Here is a 23868-nt window from a genome sequence, read left to right as displayed (position 1 = left end):
TTGTCAAACGAGCCTCCCCTCGACGATTGCCCTCGGTGAAAGAAAACTCGAAATTCTCTCAATCTCTTTTCCGGGTTTCAGCGTTCTAAGGAGCTCGAAGACGTTGCCGACGAGCATGTTGTCCTTGAACGGTTTCAGCTCACCGTTCTCAACCACGTAGCCGAGCTCGACCGTCAGCGAGAAGTCACCGCTCACAGGGTTGGCCGTGTGCTCACCGAAGACCTTTCTAACGATGACACCCTCGTAGTCCTCAAGGCTCTCCTCCCCGGGCTCGAGGATTAGGTTGCTCGTTCCGATGTACGGGACGCTCCTGAAGGTTCTCAGCGCGTTCCCCGTGCTCTCCATGCCGAGGAAAGAGGCATAGGTGTGGTCGAGGAGGAAGTTTCTAACTATTCCGTCCCCGACGAGAACAGTTCTCTGGCCCGGACTTCCTTCCCCGTCGAAGGAGTAGCTCCCCGGCAGTTCCGGAAGGGTCGAGTCGTCCACGAGCGTGAAGGAACCTACCTCGTCGCCGGGCTTCGAGAACCTGCTCCTGCCGTGATACACTTCATCGCCGTAGAGGTTGCTCAGGAAGACCTCCATGATTGAAGCCAGAGCGTTGGACTCCAGAACGAGTTCCCCCGAGTAGGGTTCGAGCTTCCTCGCCCTCGCGCTCAGCCTCGCCTCGTCAATGGCTTTCTCAACAGCGCGCTCAAGCTCCTCAACCGGCTGGAGGGAGGTGAAGCTCTGCCTGTAGGAGCCTGTCCCCGGAGGCTCGCTGAGCACCGCGTAGGCCGAAACTCCCATGTAGGTGGAGCGCTCTTCAAGCTCGATTCCGTTGGAGTTGACGACCCCGCTCGTCCCGACAGCGAGAGAGAGCGAACCCGAGAGCGTCTCCTTACCTTTCTTCTCCCGCATCAGCTCAGCGTATTCGAGGGCGAGCTTATGAGCCTCCTCGAAGGGAATCTCGTCTATCTCCCCGTCGTAGATTCCCTTGACGCGGTTCACCCTTCCACTGGCCGGAAAGCCCCTGAAGGGAACCTCGCTTATCTTCGCCAGCTTTACCGCCCTCTCCACCAGCTTCTTAAGCTCCTCCTCGCTTGGGTGGAGGCCCGTTATATAGGAAAAGCCGAGCCTACCCTTTAAACCAACCCTGAGACCTATTCCGGAGTAGAACTTCCTCTGGGAGCGCTCAAGGGTTTCCCTCTCGATTCTGAACGAGCCCGAGCGCCCGAACTGGTAGAATACCTCCCACTCGACGTTTTCGCGTTCAAGTAGCTTCACGAGCCTCTCAACGGCCTCAATCATCTCAATCCCCCCACGAGGGCCCTCGTGAGTATATGTGGCCCGCCGTCGTCAACCGGGACCCACTGGCCCTTTCCGCAGTAGCCCGGAAACTCAACGCGCGTGTCGTTTCCGATGGCCATTATGTTCTTCAAAACGTCGAGGATTTTGCCCGAGAGCGCGACGTCGCGGACCGGTTCCTTAATCTCGCCGTTCTCCACGATGTAGCCGAGCTTCGCCCCGAAGGTGAACGTCCCGTTGGCGGTGTCAACTTCGCCACCCTTGTCGCCGAGCATGTAGAGGCCGTTCTTAACCGCCTCAAGGATTTCCTCGAAGGACCAGTCGCCGGGCTCGACGTAGGTGTTGCCCATCCTCACGAGGGGCTGATGGGAGTAGCTTTCAGCCCTCGCGTGGCCGTTGGGCTCAAGGCCGAAATACTCGGCAGTTTCCCTGTCGTTGAGGTAGCTGACGAGAACGCCGTCCTTGATAATCTCAACGCGCCTCGCTTTAATCCCCTCGTCGTCGTACGGATAGCTCCCGAACTTGCCCGGCAGAGTGGGGTCGTCAACGACGTTCAGACCATCGACCGCTATCTTCTCCCCGAGCCTTCCAGCTAAGATGCTGTCGCCGTTCTTGACGGAGTCTGCCTCGACGGCGTGGCCGAGGGCTTCGTGGATGAAAACCCCAGTCAGCTCTGGGTCGGCTATGACGTCCATCTCTCCGGAGGGCGGCGAAGATGCCCTCAGAAGCTCAAGGGCCTTCTCCTTTACGTGGGCCGTCCAGTAGTGGAGGTCAATACCCTCAACCAGCTCCCAGCCGAGGGTTCCGCCGAAGCTCTTCCAGAAGTCCTGCATCTCGCCGTTTTCCTTGGCCGTTACCGAGAAGCCGAGCCGTATCCTCGGGACGACGGTTCTTATCTCGCTCCCGAGGGAGTTGAAGTAGAAGGTCTCGACGATTGAGTCGCCGTAGTTGACGGTCCTGCTGACGATTTTCTCGCCCCTAAGAAGACCGTCGATTTCCTTGACGAGCGAGAGCTTCTCCTCGATGTCAACTTCAGTGAAGGGCTTCTTGACCTTAAGTTCGACCTCGTCTCTCACGGGCTCGCCGAGGTAAATCCTCGCGTTCCCGCGAGAGAGCTTCGCTATCTTCATCGCCGTTTCTATTGCCTTCTCAAACCTCTCGCGGTCGTTGGCGCTCGAAAAGCCCCACGTTCCGTTGAAGGCCCTCGCGCCGATGCCGAGCTCGGAGTTGCTTGAGAGCTCTCTCAGCTGGCCGTTGCTCATGACGAGCCTCCTTGAGGTGACCTTAACGAGCCTGATTTCATAGTAATCGAGACCGTGTTTTCTCGCAAGCTCCTCAGCCTTTTTAATCAGCCACTCCATACTCTCACCGCAGGGCATAAAAGGGGAAGGCCTTATATCACTTGCCATAGAGGGATGAACCACAGGGTTTAAGGGTTGAAAGATGGAGCGGAGGAACGAGATACTGAACTACATCCGAAACAGGCCCGGCGTGACGTTCAGAGAGCTAGCAAGGGAGCTGGGACTGGGCATCGGCGACCTTCAGTACCACCTCGGAAAGCTCGAAAAGGAGGGCAAGGTGTTTTCACGGAAGGTTGGCAGGAGGCGCTACATCTTTCCGGCCGGCTTCGAGGAAGAGGCCCAGAGACTGCTGATGGCGATATCAACGGAGACAAGGAGGAAGATACTGCTCCTGCTCATGGAAGGCCCTATGAGTCAGGGCGAAATAGCGGAAAGGCTGAAGGTCAGCCAGCCGACGGTGAGCTACCATATGCGTGAACTCGAGAAGCTCGGCGTCGTGAAGGCCGAAAGGACCGGAAAGAGCGTGATATACACGATTAACTACGACCCGGAAACCCTGGTGAGACTGATTAGGGACTACAGGCCGGGACTGTGGGAGAGGCTGGCAGATAGCCTTATAGACCTCCTCGCTGGAATGGGTGAGGGTGAATGATGGAGATGCTCCTCGACGTTGCGATAATCCTGCTTGCAATGGCGCTGGTTGGGGTCAGCTACCTGGCCTACCGCAAGAGCCACCTCAGGGCAACGCTCTACCTGGCGCTGGCGTTCCTGCTCTTCGCCTTTAAGAAGGTCGTCGAGATTTCAGCGGAGAGCAGGGCGCTGGGAAGGGACATCGGATTAATCGTTGACTTCCTTGAGGTGCTCGTCCTCCTGCTGTTCTTCCTGGCCCTCTGGAGGCGTTAAACTGTTGAACCACAAACGCTTTATTTGGCCTTTCTAATTCTCCAAACGGGTGAAAGGATGAAGAGAGCGGTCGTTTTAGTTCTGGCAGTACTCCTTCTGCTTCCGTTAGCGACGCCAGTGATGGCCCAGTGTCCAAGCGAGGGACACACTGTGATAATGCACGCTCCAGCCGTCGCCAAGACCTCAACCGGCGAGCTGACCGGTGTCGTCACGGAGTTCGTGATTACGGTAACTCCAGGAAGCGGACACGTCTACATAGAGACCTGGCCATTGGCCCAGGTCGACATGCAGGCCAGCGCCAGATTGGCCACTCAAGTGGCAGGAAGGGTTCTCGGAGTCAACATGAGTCACTACGACGTTTTTATCCAGGTTCGCGCGAACACCTCAATCATCGGCGGCCCTTCGGCTGGAGGAACAATGACCGTCGGAATAATCGCGGCACTGATGGGCTGGAAGGTAAACCCAAACGTCATGATGACTGGAATGATTAACCCGGACGGCAGTATCGGTCCAGTCGGCGGAATCCTTGAGAAGGCGGCCGCCGCTCACCAGGCAGGGGTAAAGCTCTTCCTGATTCCCGAAGGCCAGAGGATTCAGTACGTCCAGGAAACCCAGAAGAAGGAAATCGGCGGCGTTATCGAGATAAACACCGAGACCAAGCCAGTTGACGTCGTCAAGTACGCGGAGGAGCGCTGGGGGCTCAAAGTGGTGGAAGTTAAGGACATCTACGAGGCGGTATACTACTTCACGGGACACAGGCTCCCGAAACCGAAGGCCCCCCAGAACGTCCAGATTGACACCTCCTTCCTCAGAAACGACGCCCTGAGCGACTACAAGAACACAACCGATTACTACCAGAGGGTCATGAAGGAACTGAAGGAAAGCAACGTCGGCTACGACACCTACATGACGCTCCTCGCGGCTTTGAACAACGCTGGGCAATTGCTCAACCAGTCGAAGGGGTACATAGACGAAGGTCTCTACTACACCGCCCTTAGCAAGGACTTCCAGGCGAGGATAGTGATAAGGCACGTTGACTGGTACCTCCAGACCAACACCCCAAAGGACGTTGAGGAGCTCCTGAAGAACACCAGCGAGACAATCAAGAGCGCCGAAGCCTACGTCGAGAACCAGAGCATTAGAGGAATCACGATGCTCCAGGCAGTTGCCGCGGCCGAACAGAGGATAGAGGACGCAAAGAGCAACCTTGACCAGGCGTGGAAGTCCTACTACTCGGGGGACTACTGGGACGCAATAGGAAAGGCGGCCTACGCCTACGAAAGGGCAAAAACCGCAATCCTGTGGACAGACCTCGGAAAGCGCTTCGCCAAGGGCGAGCCCATCAAGAAAGACCTAATCAAAGCCACGGCGAGAGACTACATAGACGAGTCCGACCTAATCGTCGCCTACATCGAGTCCATGTACGGCGACGTCCTCGGAAACAGCCTCACCGACACGATAGAGAAGGCCCAGCAGTACTATGACGACGGAAAGTACTCCGCGGCGCTGTTCACGGCCATGCAGGCGCGCGTTCAGGGTGAGGTCTTCCTCGACACCCTCGCGATAACCAACTGGACCGTTCTGATGGACAAACTCAACATGGTCAAGGGCGACGCCAAGGCCGCGATAGGCATCGCCGAGGAGAAGGGAATAACCCCCATACTTGCCATAGCCTACTACGAGTTCGCCCAGAGCTTTGAAGAGCTCGCGAAGAAGAACCAGAGCACGGACGACCTCCAGACTGCGATGACCTTCTACATGTACGCCAAGGAAACCGCGAACCTGTTCCTTTCAACGCCCCTCAATCCGGTTCCGAAAGTGCCAGCCGGAAACTCAACGGTTCCCGAGGTAAGCATCCCAACTGCAACCAGCTCCCCGGCCCAGAGTTCCACCGGCTCTGCAACGGGCGAGGCAGACTACGGGCTCATCGGCCTCTTCGCGATAGTTGCCTTCGTCGTCGGTCTGGCGGTTGGAAGGAAGCTTTAGCCCGGAAGGGCCTTCACTCCCCTCTTCTTTAACAGCTCGACCTCCCACTCGGCAAGGCTCGGACAGATTGTACAGCCGAGCCGGTAGAAGCCCTCGTAGTAGAGCGGGTGAAGATTAAAGCCCCTCATGAGTATGAAGAGCTGGACCATGAACCCGCTCCAGAACTTTATCGGCATAACCTCAAGGATTCTTCCGAAGTCCGTCTTTCTCTCAACGACCGGTGGCTTGAGCCTTCTCCTCGCGCTCTCCCCATCTCTGTCGCCGACGAGGAGAACCGGGTTTTCAAACTCCGAAACGACCGAATAGAGGGCCTCAACCTTCTTTCTCGTGCACCAGCGGTTCCGATGGGTCGGCATGCCGTACTCCTCGATGGGCATCGGGACGTCGACGCGGACGAGCTTAACGCCGAGCCTTTTCGCGAGTTCTTCAACGTATTCGTCCGTTCCGGGCATCTCGTACTCCATCCTGACGTAGACAGCGGTAACCTCGTCGAAGACCTCTTTCGCTAAAATAAGTGTGGCCGTCGAGTCCTTTCCCCCGCTCCAGGGAACGACGATGTCGTAGTCTTCAAAGGCCCTGAGAAAAGCCTTCGATGCGCTGGCAAAGGCCTCTATGTATTCCCTGTTGGCGGAAATGAGCGAGTCGAGCGAGACGTCCTCGGTGCAGGGGCACTTCCAGAGGACTTCAGTCGGAAAGCCGAGCTTCTTGCTAATCTCTGCCACCTTGTTCGGGCCGGAGAAGTAAATTTCCTGGTTCATAGTCTTCCTCAGGACGAGCGAGTTCTCGCCGAGCTCGACGTCGAGGAGCGAAATCATAGCTTTTCTGAAGCCGTCGCCAAGGGCGAGGTAAACGTCGTAGTCAGGGTTAATTTCGAGACCGAAGGGATTCTCGGGGTTGAGGGCGTAGGTTCCCTTCCACTCGATGCCGAGGCGAAAGCGGGCCTTTATCTCCTCGATGTGGGAGTAGAGCTCGTCAACGCGCATGTTTCTAACGCGCTTCGTCCTCAGAACCCTCGCGTAGAAGGGCTTTCCTGAATCCCTCAGAACCGGCAAAAGCTCCTCCATGAGGTCTTTCTCTTTCTCGCCGAGGAGGAGAACCGGAATGTATGGCCCCTCAAGAATTCTCTCAAGGTTCTCAAGGACTTCCTCCTTGGTTCTGCCCCCGCCGAGGCTCTCAACCCTCAGGAAGCCCCCGTAGTTTCTCTCGTTTATGTAGCTTAGGGCCTTCGCGTCCTTCCTTGCCCTCGCTATGAGCGCGAACATGGAAGGGGTTAAAAGGGGAAGCTTAAAAGTCTTCGCGCCGATGAGGAAAACTCCCTGCCCTGAGCGGTGATGAGACCGGCTTTTCCGAGGCTACACCAGCGACGCAAGGAAGGCCCTGTAAACTTCCTTCACCCTTCTCATCGACGAAACGCTCACCCACTCGTCGCTTGCGTGCCAGTTGCCTCCCTCCGGCCCGAAGACGAAGGTTGGCTTGCCGAGGTAGGTCGCGAAGTAGTTGAAGTCGCCGACGCTCCTGCCGTAGGTCACCTCCGGGTCGAGGCCCGTTACAGAGAAATACGCCCTCTTAAACAGCCGGACCTCGTGGAGGTTCTCCCTCACAACGTAGGGGAGCATGTCCGGCGTTGGCCTCGGGAACTTCTCAATTTCGAGCTCAGCTTTAACGCCAACCCGGTCCGCGAGCTTCCTCAGCTCGGCCTCAACGCGCTCCCAGTCCTCCCCTATGACGGTGTGCCTGTCAATTATCGCCTCCGCGTAGTCCGGGACGCTCAGGCCGTCGGCTTCGCCCTTCATATAGAGCGTGCAGTACGAGCCCCTGCCGAGCTTTATGTGGCTCTTCGTCTTTATCCGCCCAAGGTTCGAAACTAACTTTGCCAGCTCCTCGATGGCGTTTATTCCCAGCCCCGGCCTTGCGGCGTGGGCCTTCTTTCCTTTGGCCCTAACGGTGATTACGAAGCGACCCCTCGCGCCGAGCATCAGCCTCTCACGCGTCGGCTCCGCCACGAGAACCAAATCTGCATTCTCGAGCTTTCCGCTCTTTATCAGCTCCCAGGTTCCGCGCGAGTAACCTTCCTCGTCGCTCACCGCTGTAAAGATTAGGTTCGGCCTCTCCCGCTTTGAAAGCTCACCCATCTCTACGAAGAGGCTCAGCAGAACGGCCAATCCGGCTTTCATGTCCGCGCTTCCAAGGCCGTAGAAGCGGTCGCCGTCGAGCTCTCCCTTCGGATTCCTCGTCCAGCCCGGCGAGAGGTTTACCGTATCCATGTGGCCGTTGAGCACGACCGTTAGGCCCCTGCCGGGGAGATATGCCAGCACGTCGTCGCCAAAGCCCTCAACGGGAAGTGTTTCGACCTCAAAACCGTGTTCTTCCAGCAGGGACGCTATGAAGCGTGAAATTTCCCCTTCCCTGCCGAAGGGAGACTCAATGGCAACGAGCTTTTTAAGGAGTTCAAACTCGTCCATCCCTATCACCAACCAGCTCCTTAACGAAATCGGAGAACTTGGCCTTTCTATCAAAGTTTTCTGCCCTCTCCAGCTCTTTCTTGAGAAGCGATATGTTCTCTTCGATTTCGGCTGAAAGGTCCTCAAGTATTGCCCTCATATCAGAGTCCCCGACCTTTCCGGCCAGATACCTGGCGGCTCGAAGCTGGAGCTCCTCAAGCTTTACCGCCTCCCTGAGGACGTCGAGGTAATCTCCGACCGTGGAGAGGGAGACCTTAACATCCTCACCGGAGGTCTCGGAAGAAAGCGCCTGAGGATACAGCTTGAGTGCGATTCTGCAGAGCTCCTCCACCTGCCGCCCCTTTGCCTCAACGAAGCGTGAGAACTTCACTCTACCGTAACCCCGGGGAAGTGAATCCCTCATCGTGGCATAAACTGCGAGAACACGTTTGGACGTCGAAAGAAGGTACCCTAAAACGTCCTCTGGGGGAAGTTTGGACACGAGCTCGAGCAACTCTGTTGTGTCTCTGGACTCAAAGAACCCCTCAAGGGAGCCCATGGCACCACCTTAATGGAGTTGGAAAAGGTGCGTAAAAACGTTTTGTTGGTGGACCGGGCGGGATTTGAACCCGCGGCCTCCGCCTTGCGAGGGCGGCGCTCGTACCAGGCTGAGCTACCGGCCCACTCCCGGTTATAGTGGAGTGCCCGGGGTTTTAAAAAGTTTTGGTATATGCCATGTGCTCAGTGGTGACCGCTCTCATCACTCCCTCAGGAGGGCTTGGGCGTCATCATCGCTGGGCTTAAAAGCTCATGGAACCTTTTAACCCTGGTGGTCGCTATGCGCTTCATCCCGCTCATCGTTGCCAAACCGGAGGTTCAGATGGCAATAGATGAGGCGATAATGATTGCCAGAATCGAGGGGAAGGTTCCCGACACGGTGAGGCTGTACGCCTTCTCACCGAGTTCGGTGACGATAGGCCGCTTCCAGAGCGTCGTCCACGACGTCAACCTTGAAGAGGCCAGGAGGCTCGGCATTCCCGTCGTGCGCAGGATAACCGGCGGAGGAAGCGTTTTCCACGACGAGTTCGGCGAGATAACCTATTCAGTCGTCGTTGGTGAAGACCTTCATCCAGCGTTGAGGAACGTCGAGACGAGCTACCGCTATCTGGCGGGCCCGCTTGTAGATGCCCTCAACGACCTCGGGCTTAAGGCTGGCTTCTCTGGCCTAAACGACATCGTTGCCAACGGGAAGAAGATAAGCGGTTCGGCACAGACGAGGAGGAAGGGGGTAATCCTTCAGCACGGGACGTTCATGTACGCGACGCGCGTTGAAATCCTCGGAAAAGTCCTGAGGGCTTCCAAGGCGAAGCTCGCTGACAAGGGCGTTTCGAGCATCTGGGAGCGCGTTACAACCCTGGAGCGCGAGGGAATAAAGCTGAACCGCTGGGAGGCCTACGAGCTGTTGAGGGAGAGCTTTTTCAGCGCTTTCGAGCTAGAGGAGGGCGAGCTGACGGATTACGAGCTTGAGCTTGCCGAGGAGCTCATCGAGAAGCGCTACGGAAATCCAGAGTGGAACGAGATGAGGTGAGACACGCTAAAGGAGTCCCTTAAAAATCTCCCTCAACCGAGGGATGTCCTCTTTAATTGTTCTCCACACAACTCGAAGGTCAACGCCAAAATACGCGTGGATGAGCTTGTCCCGCATTCGTGCCATCTCCCTCCAGGGCACTTCAGGGTGCAGTTCCTTAAATTCGGGCGGGATTGCTTTTGATGCCTCTCCAATAACCTCCAACGCACGGATAACGGCAAACTGAGTTTTTTTATCCAGCCGAAACTCCTCAAAGGACATTCCCTCAGTAAACTCTTCAATGAGGGTTATCGCTTCTACAATGTCGTTGAGATAATCCTCGTGGGTCCTCTTCATACGTAAACGACCTCCCTGCCCACACCTTCGGCAATCTTTGGTTTGAGGGCGGATTTCAGGACGAGGTCTACCCTAATCCCGAGAAGGCTCTCAAGGTACTCCTCAAGCTCGATGAACTTCAGAAGGGATGGCACCTCGTAGAAATCCACGAGAATGTCCACGTCGCTCGCCTCGGTTGCCTCCCCCCGTACGTACGACCCGAATATGCCGATTTCACGGACGCCGAAGCGCTCTTCAAGCTCCCGCTTGTGGGCCCTCAGAATTTCCTCAATCTCCTTCAATGTCCTCATGGTTGAGAGTCTGATTAAGGAGGGATAAAGTTTACGCAGTTCAGAACCTCACACCAAACTCCCCCGCCAGCTCGTAGAACAGCTCGTCCTCACCGAGCTCCTCGCGGAGTTTTTCAAAGTTCTTCATCAGCCTCGGAAGCCTGCCCTTCGAGCGTCTCAACATCGAGTTGCCGATTTCGAGGGCGAAGCGCAGGTAGTCGTCGCTTACGAGGATTTTTCCATCCCTGCCAAGTGGAGCGGTTAGATACTCGGTGGCGTTTATCTCGACGAGGTAGCGGTTGGAGATTACCTTGAAGGTCGTGTACTTGAAACCGCTGGCGAGGCCGAGCTCGTGGAGCCTCTTCGCTTTCTCAAGGTCCTCGGCTACGACGTGGAAAATCGGGGGCTGGCTCTTGAGGAATATCAAGCCCTCCCTGGCCTTTTCAAGGGCCTTCTTTGCCTCGGGGAACGTCATCTCGCGGTGAACCTTAATCAGCCACCTGCTCAGGGGTTTGGCGCCCAAAGCTGGCTCCTCGATGATTCCAATCCTGCCCGAGCACGAGCTCGTCGTGTAGATTCCCCTGATGGAGTTGATGAGCAGGAGGAGGTCTATTATGTCCTCGTCAACCTTGCCCTCTCTCATCGCCGTGAAGAGGCTGACCAGCGCTTCCCGCTTTGCCTTCATTCCTCAGCCCCCAGTGAGGTTTTCAATCGGTGTTTAACTGCACGCACGCCTTAATCTCGGGTGAAGACGGGATTTGCCACCTCTGCTCCCGCCATCTGACGAAAACTTTATAAAGCTAACCCAAAAGCTTAAGCTGGACGTGGCCGGGGTGGTGTAGCCTGGTCAGCACAGGGGACTGTGGATCCCCTAGCCCGGGTTCAAATCCCGGCCCCGGCCCCAGAAGAACCGCTTTTCCAGAATAAAACGCTTTCAAAGCTTCTTCAAGCAACTTCGACATATTAATGCCTTCTCTCTTCGCAAACTCCACCAGATCAGCCCGGATTGTCACGGTAACATTCCGCTTCTTTGAACGGTTCTGTACATCACCCGTGTAAATACACGTGTAATTACCCGTGTCAAGTCCCATAGCCTGGCACCAAAAAGAGTGAGGAATCCCGATTTAAACAAATTTCGCACGCAGAAACCGGTGTAAGGTCAGTGCCTTACACTGAAGGCTAAAAAAGAAGAAAAAACTCATTCAACATTCCCATAAGCGAGGACGAAAAACGTTTCCAAGGCAGTCACCGATGGCATCCTCACACAGTTCTCACTCCTCGGGAACAATGTGTCCTTGAATCGCTCAACGAACATCCTCAAATTAAGAACAGTCTCCGCATCAATTAGCCCCTGCTTCACAAAATCATCGAGGAGGTACTTGAAAAGGTCCAGTGCATCAATGAGGGACTTACGCCCATCATAACCGCCTTGCATGAAAGAGTAAACCTCCTGCCAGAACTCACTCGGCGCGCCAAGGTCTTCCAAACGCTCAACCAATGCCCCAACAATCTTTCCATCGACTTCTTCGAGGTTCAGTTCCTGAATCTTTCTAAAGACTTCAGCTAATACAACTTCAACAGCTTCCATCACTGACCACCAACGCCCCACGCACAGGACGAGCAATTAAACATAACTCCTTATCACCACACAGAGTCACTAAGAAACCCAAATTTCGCACGAGTTAGCAGATTTGATAACTCGAACGCCTCCGAGTTTCATTTTTGGAAACTCGTGGAAGACAAGGGGGGCAGGAGAAAGCTTCTTTTCGAGAGCTGTTTTCATTAATTTTTGCATTTAAGCGCGAGTTGCAAAAAAGGCAACGCATAAACTTGTACATTCACAAAACCATACTCCAAAAAGAAGGCACGAGAGGGCTTGAATTGGCCGAAAAACAATGTAAAAACAAAAAGTCTCCTGAAGGGCGCGATAATGAGCTTTCCCATAACTCTTGGGCGACCACACCAGGCAGTTTGTAACGCGACAATGGATTAAACGGGTCCTCAGAAGGCCTCTTTGTTAAATGAGTGTACAGAGATGTACTCTTGGAGTGCTGGTGTAAGGTGTTTGCCTTACACAGAATTGTCAGCAAAAGACAATAACGCCCACAATCCGAGGGAAAATTGACGGCAACTTGACCAAAATATTTTTAAGTTGTGTATCACAAATGTAATACAAAAACATGGGTTAAATAAGACTCGTCGAGAATTGAAAGAGAAACACCTTTTGGAGGGTGATTAATATGGCATATTCCATCAAGATAACCCAAAAAACCAATAAAAACCGCCCCAAAACCAAGTTAATTAGTGTCAGAATCCCAGAGTTCGCATACGAGCAAATCGAGGCCCTGGTCGAGCTTGGAGTGTTCTCAAGCAGAACTGACTTCATAAATTATGCAATTCAAAAGACTCTCTTTGAACTCGCCTCAATAAATCTCCCGGTATCCGATGATGACCTGCTAAAGATGATGGCCTTAGGGCCAGAATCACCTCCCAGCGAGAACGAGGTTAGAGAGGTGTTAGCTGATGTCGAGCGAGAAGTTAAAGCCAAGCTTAGTTCTGGTAGTAACCGACCTGAACGTCGTCGTGTCCTCCGCGTTAGGAGGACCAACCGCGGCACCAGCAAGGATAATGCAACTGCTGATTGAGGGCAGACTTGTAAACTTTGCATCAAATCAGATGCTGGAACGCCTTGCGGCTAAATTGAGCAGTTAGCGCATTCAAAGGTATCTCGCCAACAAATCTTACGGTGAAACCGGCGAACTGCTAAGATACAAGCCGTACGCAATTATGGAAGTATACCGAAAGAAGTCTGTGATAATCGACCCGAAAGTCTGGGTTGAGGCTAGCGATGATTATGAAGACAACGAAGTGCTGTCAGTCGCTTGTGATGCAGGCGTTGAGTACGTAATAACCCAAGATTGGAACGATATCTTGTCACTGAGAGACCCTAAAACCAAGGAAGTCATCATTGAAGACGAGAATGGAAACGAAGTCTGCAGACTTAAGATACTAACCCCGAGGGAATTCCTAGAAGAACTCCAAGAGAAGGGAAAAATTTAGCGCTCATGAGATTTTTCTCAATACATTTTTCATCAACCCATCAAAGGGAATTCTCAATCAGCTTATAATCCTCCTCTGGTATCTCCCTCATCGCCTTGCCCATCAAGTGCCCACTCCAGCGCTTCTTGTTGGTGATAAACTTCAGCTTTGGAATAAGAGGCTTGAACTCAAGCTCGCCGAGCTTCACGGGCTTGATTTTAACCCTAAGTGGGTAAGTCTCATTGAGGTGTGGCGGGCTCTTGAATATCTTTGACGGGTCAGTGTACGGCTCGCTCACGACTTCAAAGATGCCAACAATCCTCGGCTCAAGAATTTCTTTGTCCTTCCGCTCTTGCTTAACGTAAAAGACGAGCCTGTCGCCCGGTTTAACCTTGGCAAGGGTGTTTTTATGCCTCTTCGCCACACCCCAAACATTCCTCGTTTTCACAACTTCCCAATTGTCGCGGTTGGTGATGCAGAGCCAGTACCTCATCTTGAGTCACCACTTTCACTTTGGAAGTTTGCCCCAATATCTTTTGCGGAACTTAACCAAAACCACTCCGAGAACCCCAAGCACCAAAACCCCTCTCAGACCAGTATTCAGATAATCAACATGGAGCTCCACAAGTACATGAGTTGATTTACCAACGCTAACGTTTCCGGAGACCTCCCCTTTCCAGCATACGAGAAGAGAGCACTTTTTGGCAACAAGAGTGTAATTGTTGGGCCCAAGTTTGAACTGAACGAGTCCATCTTCGTGTGTCTTATTGGATATGACTGGTCTCGGCTTTTTGTATCTTTCAGGATATCTCTCCATTAGATACATACTCAGAACCTCAACCGTTGCACCCGAAACGGGTCTGTTATCCCTGACGACTTCGACAACAAGAATACCCCTCTCGATGTACTCATCGGAAACGTCCTCACGTTGGTTGGGATTCTGGAGGTCGTAAGCTTCAACGTACGAAAAATGTCTTCTCTCCCCAAAGCTCTTGGGGTTCACAATAACCGGATTTACGGGGTTGCTCGGGTCAAAAATAATTTTGTAACTTCCAATGTAATACTCGGCCCAAGTGTGGTCCTCGCCAGGAGCCCTTACAACCCTCGCTTTGAATCCCGCTTTGTTCATAAGATAAACAAAGACCTCTGCATATTCTTTGCAGTTTGCAAGCTTTGAGTGAAGCACCCACTGGGGAGGAACCGAGTAAAGGCCAAACCCAGGACGGAAAAGGTGTATCTCCCCTTCCTTGTTCTCATAAAATCCCCAACCGGCAAGAACCTGCTCAAAGAAGGACAAATCTTTTGGGTTGATTGAGTAAGGGGAGAGAAAATTCTCCTGCTCCCACTTGTGTATCTTAATCGCCATCTGGTTTGGGTTATCTGCCTCCGTTTCAAGCTGGGACAGAACTTGCCGTGTAATTTCATCGCCCCTAACAACCTCGTACGCCCCAGGAACCACGAAGAGGACTAAACTTAATCCAACAACGAGCAGAAGGCTAAGGATAAGCCACCTAACAAGTATGCCCCTGATGGATTTACTCCCCTTTACCGCTTTCTCCCTCTTTGTTTTCTTTATTAGGGGCATTTTCCTCACCCGGGCCTACTTTTAGCTTTTCATTTTTCTTCTCTTTCCTCTTTTTGTATTCTTTTGCAATCTTAATGACGGTCTCAACAATGGTCACACTAACAAGTGCTCCAACCCCAAGTTCCAGATACCACATTTTAACGAGGATGTTTTCGGTCTTGCGTTCGAGCATTGAAATTGAGACGTTCAACTGTTGTATCTGCTGGTTGAGAATGGTTATATTCTGCTTAATCTCAATCAATTCAAGGTTCGTAACGTTCACGGTCATGTTCTCGTACCGGGTCTTGTAATAATCCCTCTCCCTGGTAACGTTCTCCAAGGTCTGATTAAGCTCCTGAAGCTGTTGTCTCAGAATCGAGAGGTTCTGCTCGCACTTTGCAAGTTCGTCGGAATCTTGAACAGCCTGCTGAGGCGAAGTCGACTGGAAATTCCCAGAAAAAACCAGAGGAGTTAGGAACGTTAAAAGCAGGAGAATTACGAATATCCTCCTCTGTCCCATCCAATCACCTCACACCAGCTTCTTTCTAAGCTTCAGGATAATCCTGTCCTCCATTTCCACTGCAATTTCCTTCGGAAACACCTGGGAGACCACCTCCCAAAAGAGGGAAGAATGGTAAACAGTCCCAGCCTTCAGGTGAGCAAGCTCGTGAACTAAGATGTAAAGTATCTCTTCCTCACTTAGATTAAGCACAGACGGGTCAACAGTAATCGTGCCGTGCCTGAACGAGACCCTCGCAATCGATGTCTTGAGGGGCCTGACCTTAACCCTGAATTCTCCCTGATATTTGGTGAGTTCTTTGGCTCTCTCAAGAACGTCCTCCAGCATACCTCCGCACCGCTGGAATTATTGAGTCCTCCATCAACCTGTCAATCTCCCTTGAAATCCTGCGGTACGTTTCATTGTCATCCGCTTCAATCGAACTCATAATATCCTGAATAAGAGCCCCAGAAAGCTTCTTACTCGTTCCCTTTGTGAACCGCTTGAGCCGTTTTAGCTCCCTCTGGAATTTCTTCAGCTCAACGTTTTCCAGTCCCATGTATTTGGCAAGATAAAACCTGACCGATTCGACCAAGGACTCTTTCCATCCCCTCTCGGTTCTCTTTTTATCGTACTCATCTGCCTGGCTCTCAAGGGCCTTTATTTCCTTTGCAAGAGTCTTCAGGTCAATGTTCCTGTTGAGCCACTGCTCAAGGAGCTTGTTCAAGCGCTCAAGAATGGCCTTGTACACCGGGTCGTGAGAGTTGTCCTCGGCCCGGTAATACAGCTTGTAAAACCGAGCCACAGTATCAAACGAAGAACCTGTTCCAGAGAGCTCCCCCAGTTTAATCTGGAGGATTTCCCTCATTGGACCAACTTCCATGTTCTCGTGGACAAAGCGAAGCAACTCGTCCCAGAACCTGCTCTTCTTTCCAGTGAATCCGATTAGCCGTATGAACGTTGAATACACCGCTCCCACTGCCATCATGTCCTCAAGATAAGCTAATCTCGCCCGATGAGCACCGAGGGACCGGTAAAGGGAAACCACTTCCCTGAGGTCGTTAAGGAGCCTGACCGCTTGCGGGTCATTGCCCTTGAACGCCAGTGCAATTGGGGCCAGGGTTTCCCTCACCCTGTTAATTTCCCGCTCAAGCTCTTCCCACCGCCCCTGCTTCCTGAGTGCCTTTATCAATTCAACTTCAATCCCAATCGCAGAAAGTTCCTCTTTGATATCTGAAAGCTTGTCCTCGAACTCCTTCACCTTCTCTTCGATGCTCCTGGCGAAGTTTCTCTCAAAGTCTTTGAGCACCCTGGGATCCTGCTCGGCCAGCATCTCATAAATTCCCTTGACCCTAATCACCGCGTTCCAGAGGCCAACGGCATCAACGACAAGGCCCGTTTCCTTGCCGGGGTATGGTCGGTTCACTCTCGTAACGGCCTGAAGGAGCCTGTGCTCGAAAATCGGCTTGTAAAGGTACATCACCCTCAGCTTTGGCTCGTCAAAGCCCGTGAGAAGCATGTCCGTAACGATGAGGACCTTTGGATACTCTTCCTCCCTGAACCAGTCCACGATGACCTTATTCATTTCATTGTAACTCTTGTTCTGGAACTCCCTCCTGGTTTTGAGCCACCGCTTGAACTCAATGATGTCCTCATCGTCCTCGTTGTAAGGATACGTCATGACAACCTCGGAAAGCCTTTCAGCGTTCTCGCAAAGCTCCCTGAAGTGCTTGGCAACCTCATGTCTGCCTTCATTCTCAAGCTCTTCAATTTTCGAGCAGAAGTAATTCCTAAACGCCTTATCAAGGGCCTTTTTGAAGTGCACACAGGCCTTTCTGTTGACGGCGACAACCATCGCCTTGAACTGAAAGCCCATCGTGTCGTCGTAAATCCGCTTGGCGATGTATTCGGCGAAGCGCTCAATCTCCTTGGGACTCTCAAGGAAGACCCTTGACTTCCTCAGCTCCTCAAGCAACTCCTTTGACGTCATTTTGAGGGTCTTCCTCTTCCCCAGAAGGAACGCTTCGAAATCCTCGGGGTCGTTGTTCTCGTAAGCCTCCATAAAGGCTCTCAGCCGGTTCTCATCAATCTTGAGTCTCACGTCTTCCTCTTCGACGATGGCGTGGGTTATGTCGAGGGTAAAGCCGTCCCTAATGGAGTCCTTGATGAAGTAAACGTCGAGGAAGTACTCACCCTCCTTGGGGTAAGCGAACTCGTAAAAGGTGTTCCTACTCCTCTTGAAAATCGGCGTTCCGGTGAAGCCGAAGAACATTGCCCTCGGGAAGAGGGCACGCATGACGGAGGCAAGCCGGCCGTATTGGGTTCTGTGGGCCTCATCAACGAGAAAGAGAACCTCCCGCTTCCTGACGGCCTTCTCTGCCTCGAACCGCTCTTCCCCCTTAACCTTCCGAACCTTGACCATGTCCTTGAACTTGGAGTACTGGAACTTCTGAATCTTTGCGATGTAAAGCCCTGTGGGAATAACCCTTCCAGTGTCCTCGGCCTTTATCATCTCCTCAATCCTCGTCCTGAGCTCGTTAATTCTCTCGATAACATCAAAATGCTCTAAGAACTCCCTGTCCTCAACGGATTGGAAAACGCCCGAGTGTTGCTCCTCAAGGTCGTTCCTGTCAACAATGAAGAAAACGACGGGGTTCCTGTCCTTGTAATTGTTAAGGAACCAGTTGGCGATGAAGAACATTATGAAAGTCTTTCCGCTTCCCTGCCACTGCCAGATTAAACCGTTGCTCTTCTCGTCGTTGCCGGAAAGGTAACTGGTAATCCTTTCAATGGCCCTCTTCGTCGCCCGATACTGGTTCCAACGGGTGATAACCTTAATCCTCTTTGCGCCCTTCTCGTTTCTCTTGAAGAAGAACGTGAAGTATCGGAGGACGTCAAGAAGCCTTTCAGGGGCCAGGAGGTCGAAGATGTTCGAAACGTCCTCGTTCGGGTACCTCCACTCGAAGGCGGGAGCGTAATGCTTCCCGGGCATCGTGGGAGTGTAAACCTGCTTATCCCCGTAAGCGACCGCGAACTGGACGAAGCGGAAGAGCCTTGGCGAATATTTCTCATATTTCCGTATCTGAGTTAAAGCTTCCTCTTCCGTGCCGTGGACGTGGGCCCATCTTCTCCAGTCAATCTCATCGAGCTCGATTATTCCCTGGGCCTTGGCCTCGATTATGACGACGGGGATACCGTTGATGAACAGGCTGAAGTCAGGCTTTATGTTGTCAGGAGAGCCCGGGTACTTAGCCTCATGGAGAAAGAAGAATTCGTTGTTGTCGGGATTCTCGTAGTCGATGAGTTTAATCCGGTCGTATTTCCCGAGGGCAGTTAAGTGGAGGCCATACTTTAGGGCCTCAAGAAGTTCAACTTCGTCAGAGGACTCAAGCTTGAGCTTTATCTCTTCCCAAACCTTCTCCTCTTCTTCATCGGTGAGGTTCACAAAGAATGACCTGTTAAGCTCCTTAATTTTTCTCTCCAGAACGTCCCATATAATCACGTCGCCAAGAAGGGTTAGCCTCTCAACGTTGGTCAGAAGTCTGTGCTCCTCGATTCCAAACTTTTCGTTGCCGTTTTCCCAGCCGATTTTCAGAAGACCGTCGGCAATCTCCTTATGAACCACAGACTCGGGCTTCATGGCCATACTCTCTCACCTCTTACCCGAACAACAACTTCTCCAGGGAACTAATAAACTTATCCAAGCCGGAACTCCTCAGGCCCCTCTCTTCAAGGATTCTTTGAACGCTTATCAGCTTCTCAAGCAAAAGGCCCGCAAGGTGTTCAAACCGCTCCGGTTCAATAAATTCCTTCTGCGCCCTAACTTCATCTAAAACCACGTCAAAGTCAATCCCCAGCTCGAGGAGTCTCATGATGTCGTCAATGTCCTTCGAACGGCCCAGGGAGGTGACACCCTTAAACAGGAATATGTCTTCGGGAGAAACGAGGTGAACCTTAAGCTTTTCCAGCTCATTGAACTCTTTGGGAACGAATGCCCTCTTCATGATGCCCTCAGTGAGTGTTATTCCTCTCAAAACCCTCCTTACGAAAACGTCGAGGTTGAAATCCTCAAGCTCAGGGTCCAGCTTTCTGTAAACCGAATAAGCTCCGAGCTTTCTCCTGTACTCGTGTTCAACGACCTTAATGTAAATAACCAGCCCCTTGCTCGTCTTCAACTCCGGCGAGGGGTCAGTGAGAACCCTCTCCAGACGGTTCAAGACTCCAACGTTCTCAACGACAACGTCAACATCAGCCGTTGCCGGCTTGATGCCTCTCAAAGCGAGGTTCCCTCCGCCGATGAGGTAAATGTGGATTTCCTCGGAATCCATGAGCCTGGCCTTTTCATCGAGCAGGGCAAACTCTTCAATCAGCCTCTCCCTCGTTATCATCGCAGGAACCTCCAAAATACTGACGGCAGAGCTCTTCAACCTCTTCCATTGACGGGAACGGATACGGCTTATTTGCTCCCTGGAGGTATTCAAGTACTTCATTAACAGCATCGGAAACGCCAAATTTAGCGGCGAGCTTTTTGAGTTTGCGCTCATCGAAACCTTTTCCTTTGAGAAGGACGGTGGCGTAAAGCAGTTCCCTCGCATCCTTTCCGAGCGTTAACGTATGCACAACGACATCTTCGAGGCTGAGCTCCCTGGCCGGCCAGTAATAATGATAAATCCCCGATGAGATTAGGGGAAGCCCAAAGTCAGAGAATCGAGCCAGACCAGTCAGCTGAAACTCTCCGACGCTTTTTCCCCTAAAACCCCCAGTCGCGAGTATGAGCTCTTCAACACCGCTCCAGACGACCGAGGCGTTGGGGTCAAACTCTTTCGCCTTAATGGAGTTCTGCAGATAAAAGTACTCGTCAGCGAAGGCCTTGAAGGGGGCAAAACGTTTGCTTATGAAGTAACCTCCCTCTTTCTTTCCCACAATGAGTCTCTCCATAAGTTGGCTTAGACTCCTGTGGAGCGTCGCCCTGCTCACGTTTGCTTTCAACTGAATGAGCCAGAGGGGCTGGGGCTTTACATCTAAGGCCGAGACGACCTTTAAACTGCTCCCTGTGAGGACTTCGAGATTAACGTGGGGAAAATCTGTGGCGATTCTTCTGAGAAGATGCAGTGCTTTATTCTCTGCGGGCTTTATAATCATCGGTTTCTTCCCCTCAAGCTCGATGAGTCCCGTCTTTTTGAGCGAGTGAAGGAGGGTGGAGAGGGTGCCCTTTGAGAGGCCGAGTTTGTTGGCCAACTCGGTCATTGTAATTGGTTCTTCGATTGCGAGGAGCGTTTTAAGCTCAGCCTTTGTGAGTGTCATGTCTCAAATCTCCGAACGATTTTATAAAAACATTTGGGTTTTTGAGACATCAAAAGCCACATAAAGGGGAAGTGAAAAGGACAAAAAGGAATGAGGACGGGGGTCGCCAGTTGGGACTAGCCGTCCGACCGAACCCTTATCTCCCCCGTGAGGAGCTTTTCCATCACTGCCTTCTTCATGCGTTCGAGCTTCTCCTTCTTCTGCCTCTTGGCCTCGATGGCCTCGTCAATCGTGCGAAGGATTTCGGCGATTTGCTTCTGCTCTTCGAGGGGCGGGAGGGGGAGTTTTATGTTCAAAAGGTCAGATTTCCGTATTCCTGCCTGTCCCACGTGCCTTATGGCGATTTGCTTGAAATATTGCATCTGCCAAAGTCTAATGAAATTGTAAACAAGCCACTCGGGTATCGTAACGCCCTCTTTAACGCGGAGACGTGTTATATGATTGCTGTATGTGCAAAACTCGCATTCTCCTCTAAAGACGGCACTCTTACCCAGTAAATCAACGCTGTTGGTATTGTTGAACAACACATCGCCAGGCTTTAGGAGATAATCGTTAATGTCCTTGTTTTTGGGTATTGGAACTTTCAGATACTGGTCAAGTACGACTCGCCCGTCTGTTGTTATGTTGTTCATTCTGAGCTGAATTATGCCGTTCTCGTCTCGTTTTCCACTTGCAAAGCCAGGCTTAGCCTCTGTGATAATGTCCTCAACCTTGACGACCACCCACTCTTCCGGAATCTCGACCTTCCTGCCGTTCAGCTCGACGGTCTTGAACTTGGTGTGGCCGATGCCCTTCGTGAGCAACTGCTCCATCGTGCCCTTCTTAAGCCTCTCAAGCTTCGCAATGCTCTCCTCGACGGCCTGAATCGCCTCGTCAATGGAGCGGAGCACCTCGGCGATTTTCTTTTGTTCGTGGAGGGGTGGCGTTATTAGCTCAAATCCCTCAAGCATTTTCTTGGCAAGCTCTTTGAATGTCGCTCCCCCGCTTCTGTTCTCTAAGTCTTTCTTGAACAACTGCAATTGATAAGCGAAGTATTCAATTGAAACTTCGGATTTGGGGACTAATCCCTTGCAACCCTGGTTAAAAGTTGCCTCAATAGTGGTTACTCCAACATATCCAACCGGTGCGCGAGTGGAAAGAATTATTGAGCCTGGAGGAATCAAGTTTAGGTTTGTCTTCTGGAGAGCGAGCTTAGTTATCTTTCTCTCGCTTTCTTTAAGATAAAGAGAGTTTCCCAGCTTGCTTAGATCCACTGGAGTGAACCAGTTGATTTCTCCATTTTCCCAGTACTCTGTCTTTTTAGTTGAGGGTGTTGTTCCAGTCTTAACATCAAAAAGATCAGCAACTTTTTTAACCTCCCACTCCTCTGGAATCCGGACCTTCCTGCCGTTCAGCTCGACCTCCTTGAGCCTCGTCTCCCTGTAAAACTGAAAAGCGGGGAGGGCCTCACTCATTGCCCATCACCTTGATTATGCCCTCGATGTAGGCCTTGGCCTTCTCCACCAGTTCCCTCTCCTTCTCCTCGATTTTCCTGAACTCCTCGAACTCCTTAGCTAAGTCGATTTTCTCCCTCTCCTCCTCAGGGAACACGTAAAGGCTGACGTTCAGGTTGTAATCGTTCTTCCGTATCTCCTTCAAGCTTACGGCCCTTGAGAAGCCCTCAACATCCTTAAACTCCCTGTAAGCATCAACGATTTTCCTTATGTGCTCCGGGCCGAGCTGGTTGAGCTTCCTGACCTCGGGGTGCTTGCGGTATTCACGGGAGGCGTTGATGAAGAGTATCTTCCCCTTCCTCTCCTCGGGCTTATTTGGGTTGAGAACCATTATGATTCCCGGCGCGCCGGTGTTGTAAAACAGTTTCTCCGGGAGCAGAATTACCGCCTCAATCAGGTCGTCCTCGACGATGCCCTGCCTTATTGCCTTTTCAGCACCTCCCCTAAAGAGGGCCCCGCTGTCGAGGACGATGCCAACCTTCCTCCTCGCGTAATAAAGCATCAGCTGAACCCACGCCCAGTCGGCGGACTGCTTCGTTGTGTATCCGTACTTGTAAATGTGTTTTATCCTCCTGTCGCTCAAGCGGGTCTCGTCGTAGCCGTCCTGGTTCCAGGGTGGGTTGGCAATAACGTAATCAACTTTTCCGTCCTCGACCCCGTTCTCCTTGAGCTCCTCCTCCCAGCGAGGGTTAACGAGGCTGTCGGAGCCTTCGAAGATTACGAAGTCCTGGATTCCGTGCAGGATTAGGTTGAGCTTTGAGAGCGCCGCCGTCGTCTCGTTGAGCTCCTGGCCGTAAAGCATGACCGCAGGCTCTTCGTCCGGGTTTTCCTTCTTGACCTTTTCCCTCACGTAACGGTAAGCCTCGATGAGCATTCCACCCGAGCCACTCGCCGGGTCGAGGACATCGCTCTCGTCTTCGATGTCGAGCAACTCGACGAGGAGCCTGATAACCTCCCTCGGCGTGTAAACCTCGCCCTCCTTGGCCTTCTGGGGGGCGAAGTATGAGAGAATCCACTCGTAGGCATCGCCGAGTATGTCGCTGTCGAACTCCGCAAAATCGACGCGGTTGAATATCTTCACGATTTCCTCAAGCTTGTGGAGGTTGTCCTCTTTGATGAAGCCGATTAGGCCGAGAACCTCGACGAGCTTCTTCAGGTCGGCAAGCTCCTCATTCATCTCGGCAATTTTTATGAGGGCGTTGGCCATCTCCTTTATGCTGTCCCTCGTCTTAACGACCTGGTGCCAGGTGTAGAGTTTTCCAGTGCCTTCGTCGAAGAGGACGTAATATTCCCTGTTTACAATCATGTAAGCCTGGAAGGGCTTCTTGCCGTCAGCCATCAGCTCCTGAGCCCTCTTCATCCAGCGGTCGCTTATGGCCTTGTAGAACAGGAACACGAGCAGGGCCTTGTAATCGAGGCCTCCCCTTATCTGGTCGGCGGCCGCTTTGAGGAGTGAGATGAGCCTGTCGCGGGTGATTTTTGTTTCTCCAGGGAACTTCAGGCGGTAATACGTTTTGCGGTAATCGTAAAGGTCCTTTCTGGCCGTTATGAGGCCGGCCTTGCGGAGGATTGAGAGAACTTCACCAACGTTCTTGGTCGTGAATTTGGGTTCCTTTATGCCCTTCTCAAGGAGCTCTTTCCTTTTGGCCTCAAAGAGCTTTTCAACGTCTTCCTGGGTGAATTCTCTGTCCTTAAACGCCTCTTTTATAAGGAAGTACCTTTCACGAACCCAGGGCTGGAGTTCCTCAAGAATTGCCCACTCATCTTTACCATTGGTTTTGGATTTGGGCCTTGCCATGTGGACCACCAACATATTGTGGGCAATTTAACTTAAAAGCTTTTTGGTTTTGATTGAACTTAA

General features: G+C 52.3%; 24 protein-coding genes, 2 tRNA genes and 1 pseudogene. 7 read left to right on the top strand and 20 right to left on the bottom strand.

Going from position 1 to position 23868, the window contains the following annotated elements; translation table 11 throughout:
* Nucleotides 1-3 precede the first annotated feature (3 nt).
* Both BD01_RS05790 and BD01_RS05785 read right to left on the bottom strand, forming a co-directional pair.
* Nucleotides 4-1287: a TldD/PmbA family protein gene (locus BD01_RS05790; protein ID WP_042690925.1), complete on the bottom strand. Its 1284-nt coding sequence runs from the start codon at nt 1285-1287 to the stop codon at nt 4-6.
* Nucleotides 1284-2645: a TldD/PmbA family protein gene (locus BD01_RS05785; protein ID WP_042690923.1), complete on the bottom strand. Its 1362-nt coding sequence runs from the start codon at nt 2643-2645 to the stop codon at nt 1284-1286. Before BD01_RS05785 ends, BD01_RS05790 begins: the two co-directional genes overlap by 4 nt.
* Before the next feature lie 82 nt (nt 2646-2727).
* Here BD01_RS05785 and BD01_RS05780 point away from each other — a divergent pair, with 82 nt between their 5' ends.
* Genes BD01_RS05780 through BD01_RS05770 form a run of 3 tightly spaced genes read left to right on the top strand, consistent with a single transcriptional unit; the run spans nt 2728 to nt 5474 of the window.
* Complete coding sequence (locus BD01_RS05780) at nt 2728-3237, top strand: winged helix-turn-helix transcriptional regulator (RefSeq protein ID WP_042690922.1); 510 nt, start codon at nt 2728-2730, stop codon at nt 3235-3237.
* A complete protein-coding gene (locus tag BD01_RS05775) occupies nt 3234-3488 on the top strand; it encodes a hypothetical protein (protein WP_042690920.1) in 255 nt (84 codons plus the stop codon). Before BD01_RS05780 ends, BD01_RS05775 begins: the two co-directional genes overlap by 4 nt.
* 57 nt (nt 3489-3545) lie before the next feature.
* Nucleotides 3546-5474, top strand: coding sequence for a S16 family serine protease (locus BD01_RS05770; RefSeq protein ID WP_042690919.1), 1929 nt, complete (start codon nt 3546-3548; stop codon nt 5472-5474).
* Here the strand turns inward: BD01_RS05770 and BD01_RS05765 are convergent.
* From BD01_RS05765 to BD01_RS05750, 4 genes are all read right to left on the bottom strand, one after another.
* Nucleotides 5471-6736 carry a phosphoadenosine phosphosulfate reductase domain-containing protein gene (locus BD01_RS05765; protein WP_042690917.1) on the bottom strand — a complete coding sequence of 422 codons (1266 nt, stop codon included), beginning with the start codon at nt 6734-6736 and terminating at the stop codon, nt 5471-5473. The two genes, BD01_RS05770 and BD01_RS05765, sit on opposite strands and share 4 nt — an antisense overlap.
* Before the next feature lie 90 nt (nt 6737-6826).
* A complete protein-coding gene (locus tag BD01_RS05760) occupies nt 6827-7936 on the bottom strand; it encodes a M20 family metallopeptidase (protein WP_042690916.1) in 1110 nt (369 codons plus the stop codon).
* Nucleotides 7923-8474: a hypothetical protein gene (locus BD01_RS05755; protein WP_042690915.1), complete on the bottom strand. Its 552-nt coding sequence runs from the start codon at nt 8472-8474 to the stop codon at nt 7923-7925. The genes BD01_RS05760 and BD01_RS05755 overlap by 14 nt, the downstream gene beginning before the upstream one ends.
* A gap of 46 nt (nt 8475-8520) precedes the next feature.
* A tRNA-Ala gene (locus tag BD01_RS05750) sits at nt 8521-8598 on the bottom strand.
* Nucleotides 8599-8753: 155 nt separating this feature from the next.
* Here BD01_RS05750 and BD01_RS05745 point away from each other — a divergent pair.
* Complete coding sequence (locus BD01_RS05745; RefSeq protein ID WP_042690914.1) at nt 8754-9503, top strand: lipoate--protein ligase family protein; 750 nt, start codon at nt 8754-8756, stop codon at nt 9501-9503.
* 6 nt (nt 9504-9509) lie between these two features.
* Here the strand turns inward: BD01_RS05745 and BD01_RS05740 are convergent, their stop codons facing one another.
* Genes BD01_RS05740 through taw3 form a run of 3 tightly spaced genes read right to left on the bottom strand, consistent with a single transcriptional unit; the run spans nt 9510 to nt 10793 of the window.
* The gene (locus BD01_RS05740) at nt 9510-9839 is read right to left on the bottom strand and encodes a HepT-like ribonuclease domain-containing protein (RefSeq protein ID WP_042690913.1); all 330 of its coding nucleotides are present in this window, start codon (nt 9837-9839) and stop codon (nt 9510-9512) included.
* Nucleotides 9836-10129, bottom strand: a complete 294-nt coding sequence (gene mntA / locus BD01_RS05735) for a type VII toxin-antitoxin system antitoxin protein adenylyltransferase MntA (RefSeq protein WP_042690912.1) — start codon at nt 10127-10129, stop codon at nt 9836-9838. Before mntA ends, BD01_RS05740 begins: the two co-directional genes overlap by 4 nt.
* Nucleotides 10130-10169: 40 nt before the next feature.
* Entirely contained in the window at nt 10170-10793 is a 624-nt protein-coding gene (taw3, locus tag BD01_RS05730; protein WP_042690911.1) for a tRNA(Phe) 7-((3-amino-3-carboxypropyl)-4-demethylwyosine(37)-N(4))-methyltransferase Taw3, read from the bottom strand.
* A 142-nt stretch (nt 10794-10935) separates the two neighbouring features.
* Here taw3 and BD01_RS05725 point away from each other — a divergent pair.
* Nucleotides 10936-11012 (top strand) — tRNA-His (locus tag BD01_RS05725).
* Nucleotides 11013-11049: 37 nt separating this feature from the next.
* Here the strand turns inward: BD01_RS05725 and BD01_RS11475 are convergent.
* Nucleotides 11050-11199, bottom strand: a pseudogene (locus tag BD01_RS11475) (type II toxin-antitoxin system CcdA family antitoxin); the annotation flags it as partial.
* Nucleotides 11200-11306: 107 nt separating this feature from the next.
* The gene (locus BD01_RS05720) at nt 11307-11696 is read right to left on the bottom strand and encodes a hypothetical protein (RefSeq protein ID WP_042690910.1); all 390 of its coding nucleotides are present in this window, start codon (nt 11694-11696) and stop codon (nt 11307-11309) included.
* 652 nt (nt 11697-12348) lie between these two features.
* Here BD01_RS05720 and BD01_RS05715 point away from each other — a divergent pair.
* Entirely contained in the window at nt 12349-12753 is a 405-nt protein-coding gene (locus tag BD01_RS05715) for a hypothetical protein (protein ID WP_042690909.1), read from the top strand.
* Between the two features lie 142 nt (nt 12754-12895).
* A complete protein-coding gene (locus BD01_RS05710) occupies nt 12896-13168 on the top strand; it encodes a hypothetical protein (RefSeq protein WP_042690907.1) in 273 nt (90 codons plus the stop codon).
* Nucleotides 13169-13208: 40 nt separating this feature from the next.
* Here BD01_RS05710 and BD01_RS05705 read toward each other — a convergent pair whose 3' ends face one another.
* From BD01_RS05705 to BD01_RS05665, 9 genes are all read right to left on the bottom strand, one after another.
* Nucleotides 13209-13640, bottom strand: coding sequence for an EVE domain-containing protein (locus BD01_RS05705; protein ID WP_042690906.1), 432 nt, complete (start codon nt 13638-13640; stop codon nt 13209-13211).
* Nucleotides 13641-13655: 15 nt separating this feature from the next.
* Nucleotides 13656-14732, bottom strand: a complete 1077-nt coding sequence (locus BD01_RS05700; RefSeq protein WP_042690905.1) for a transglutaminase domain-containing protein — start codon at nt 14730-14732, stop codon at nt 13656-13658.
* Nucleotides 14683-15231, bottom strand: a complete 549-nt coding sequence (locus tag BD01_RS05695) for a hypothetical protein (RefSeq protein WP_042690903.1) — start codon at nt 15229-15231, stop codon at nt 14683-14685. Before BD01_RS05695 ends, BD01_RS05700 begins: the two co-directional genes overlap by 50 nt.
* 9 nt (nt 15232-15240) lie before the next feature.
* Nucleotides 15241-15558, bottom strand: a complete 318-nt coding sequence (locus BD01_RS05690; protein WP_051482169.1) for a M48 metallopeptidase family protein — start codon at nt 15556-15558, stop codon at nt 15241-15243.
* Entirely contained in the window at nt 15539-18856 is a 3318-nt protein-coding gene (locus BD01_RS05685; protein WP_051482168.1) for a type I restriction endonuclease subunit R, read from the bottom strand. Before BD01_RS05685 ends, BD01_RS05690 begins: the two co-directional genes overlap by 20 nt.
* 13 nt (nt 18857-18869) lie before the next feature.
* Nucleotides 18870-19598, bottom strand: coding sequence for a hypothetical protein (locus BD01_RS05680; RefSeq protein ID WP_042690901.1), 729 nt, complete (start codon nt 19596-19598; stop codon nt 18870-18872).
* A complete protein-coding gene (locus BD01_RS05675; RefSeq protein ID WP_042690900.1) occupies nt 19573-20514 on the bottom strand; it encodes a MarR family transcriptional regulator in 942 nt (313 codons plus the stop codon). Before BD01_RS05675 ends, BD01_RS05680 begins: the two co-directional genes overlap by 26 nt.
* A gap of 116 nt (nt 20515-20630) precedes the next feature.
* Entirely contained in the window at nt 20631-21968 is a 1338-nt protein-coding gene (locus tag BD01_RS05670) for a restriction endonuclease subunit S (protein ID WP_051482167.1), read from the bottom strand.
* Nucleotides 21961-23805: an HsdM family class I SAM-dependent methyltransferase gene (locus BD01_RS05665; protein WP_051482166.1), complete on the bottom strand. Its 1845-nt coding sequence runs from the start codon at nt 23803-23805 to the stop codon at nt 21961-21963. The genes BD01_RS05670 and BD01_RS05665 overlap by 8 nt, the downstream gene beginning before the upstream one ends.
* Between the last annotated feature and the right edge of the window lie 63 nt (nt 23806-23868).

The sequence above is a fragment of the Thermococcus nautili genome (assembly GCF_000585495.1).
GTDB classification, from domain to species: domain Archaea; phylum Methanobacteriota_B; class Thermococci; order Thermococcales; family Thermococcaceae; genus Thermococcus; species Thermococcus nautili.
Note: the sequence above shows the minus strand (reverse complement) of the source record. Positions and strands in the feature narration are given on the sequence as shown.

Excerpts from the sequence above, each read along its gene's own strand:
- BD01_RS05685 (WP_051482168.1), bottom strand. The coding sequence starts at position 18,856 with ATGGCCATGAAGCCCGAGTCTGTGGTTCATAAGGAGATTGCCGACGGT.
- BD01_RS05760 (WP_042690916.1), bottom strand. The coding sequence starts at position 7,936 with ATGGACGAGTTTGAACTCCTTAAAAAGCTCGTTGCCATTGAGTCTCCC.
- mntA (WP_042690912.1), bottom strand. The coding sequence starts at position 10,129 with ATGAGGACATTGAAGGAGATTGAGGAAATTCTGAGGGCCCACAAGCGG.
- BD01_RS05695 (WP_042690903.1), bottom strand. The coding sequence starts at position 15,231 with ATGGGACAGAGGAGGATATTCGTAATTCTCCTGCTTTTAACGTTCCTA.
- BD01_RS05710 (WP_042690907.1), top strand. The coding sequence starts at position 12,896 with ATGGAAGTATACCGAAAGAAGTCTGTGATAATCGACCCGAAAGTCTGG.
- BD01_RS05790 (WP_042690925.1), bottom strand. The coding sequence starts at position 1,287 with ATGATTGAGGCCGTTGAGAGGCTCGTGAAGCTACTTGAACGCGAAAAC.
- BD01_RS05780 (WP_042690922.1), top strand. The coding sequence starts at position 2,728 with ATGGAGCGGAGGAACGAGATACTGAACTACATCCGAAACAGGCCCGGC.
- BD01_RS05755 (WP_042690915.1), bottom strand. The coding sequence starts at position 8,474 with ATGGGCTCCCTTGAGGGGTTCTTTGAGTCCAGAGACACAACAGAGTTG.
- BD01_RS05785 (WP_042690923.1), bottom strand. The coding sequence starts at position 2,645 with ATGGAGTGGCTGATTAAAAAGGCTGAGGAGCTTGCGAGAAAACACGGT.
- BD01_RS05740 (WP_042690913.1), bottom strand. The coding sequence starts at position 9,839 with ATGAAGAGGACCCACGAGGATTATCTCAACGACATTGTAGAAGCGATA.
- BD01_RS05745 (WP_042690914.1), top strand. The coding sequence starts at position 8,754 with ATGCGCTTCATCCCGCTCATCGTTGCCAAACCGGAGGTTCAGATGGCA.
- BD01_RS05665 (WP_051482166.1), bottom strand. The coding sequence starts at position 23,805 with ATGGCAAGGCCCAAATCCAAAACCAATGGTAAAGATGAGTGGGCAATT.
- BD01_RS05715 (WP_042690909.1), top strand. The coding sequence starts at position 12,349 with ATGGCATATTCCATCAAGATAACCCAAAAAACCAATAAAAACCGCCCC.
- BD01_RS05775 (WP_042690920.1), top strand. The coding sequence starts at position 3,234 with ATGATGGAGATGCTCCTCGACGTTGCGATAATCCTGCTTGCAATGGCG.
- BD01_RS05765 (WP_042690917.1), bottom strand. The coding sequence starts at position 6,736 with ATGTTCGCGCTCATAGCGAGGGCAAGGAAGGACGCGAAGGCCCTAAGC.
- BD01_RS05700 (WP_042690905.1), bottom strand. The coding sequence starts at position 14,732 with ATGCCCCTAATAAAGAAAACAAAGAGGGAGAAAGCGGTAAAGGGGAGT.
- BD01_RS05675 (WP_042690900.1), bottom strand. The coding sequence starts at position 20,514 with ATGACACTCACAAAGGCTGAGCTTAAAACGCTCCTCGCAATCGAAGAA.
- BD01_RS05705 (WP_042690906.1), bottom strand. The coding sequence starts at position 13,640 with ATGAGGTACTGGCTCTGCATCACCAACCGCGACAATTGGGAAGTTGTG.
- BD01_RS05690 (WP_051482169.1), bottom strand. The coding sequence starts at position 15,558 with ATGCTGGAGGACGTTCTTGAGAGAGCCAAAGAACTCACCAAATATCAG.
- BD01_RS05770 (WP_042690919.1), top strand. The coding sequence starts at position 3,546 with ATGAAGAGAGCGGTCGTTTTAGTTCTGGCAGTACTCCTTCTGCTTCCG.
- BD01_RS05720 (WP_042690910.1), bottom strand. The coding sequence starts at position 11,696 with ATGGAAGCTGTTGAAGTTGTATTAGCTGAAGTCTTTAGAAAGATTCAG.
- BD01_RS05670 (WP_051482167.1), bottom strand. The coding sequence starts at position 21,968 with ATGAGTGAGGCCCTCCCCGCTTTTCAGTTTTACAGGGAGACGAGGCTC.
- BD01_RS05680 (WP_042690901.1), bottom strand. The coding sequence starts at position 19,598 with ATGATAACGAGGGAGAGGCTGATTGAAGAGTTTGCCCTGCTCGATGAA.
- taw3 (WP_042690911.1), bottom strand. The coding sequence starts at position 10,793 with ATGAAGGCAAAGCGGGAAGCGCTGGTCAGCCTCTTCACGGCGATGAGA.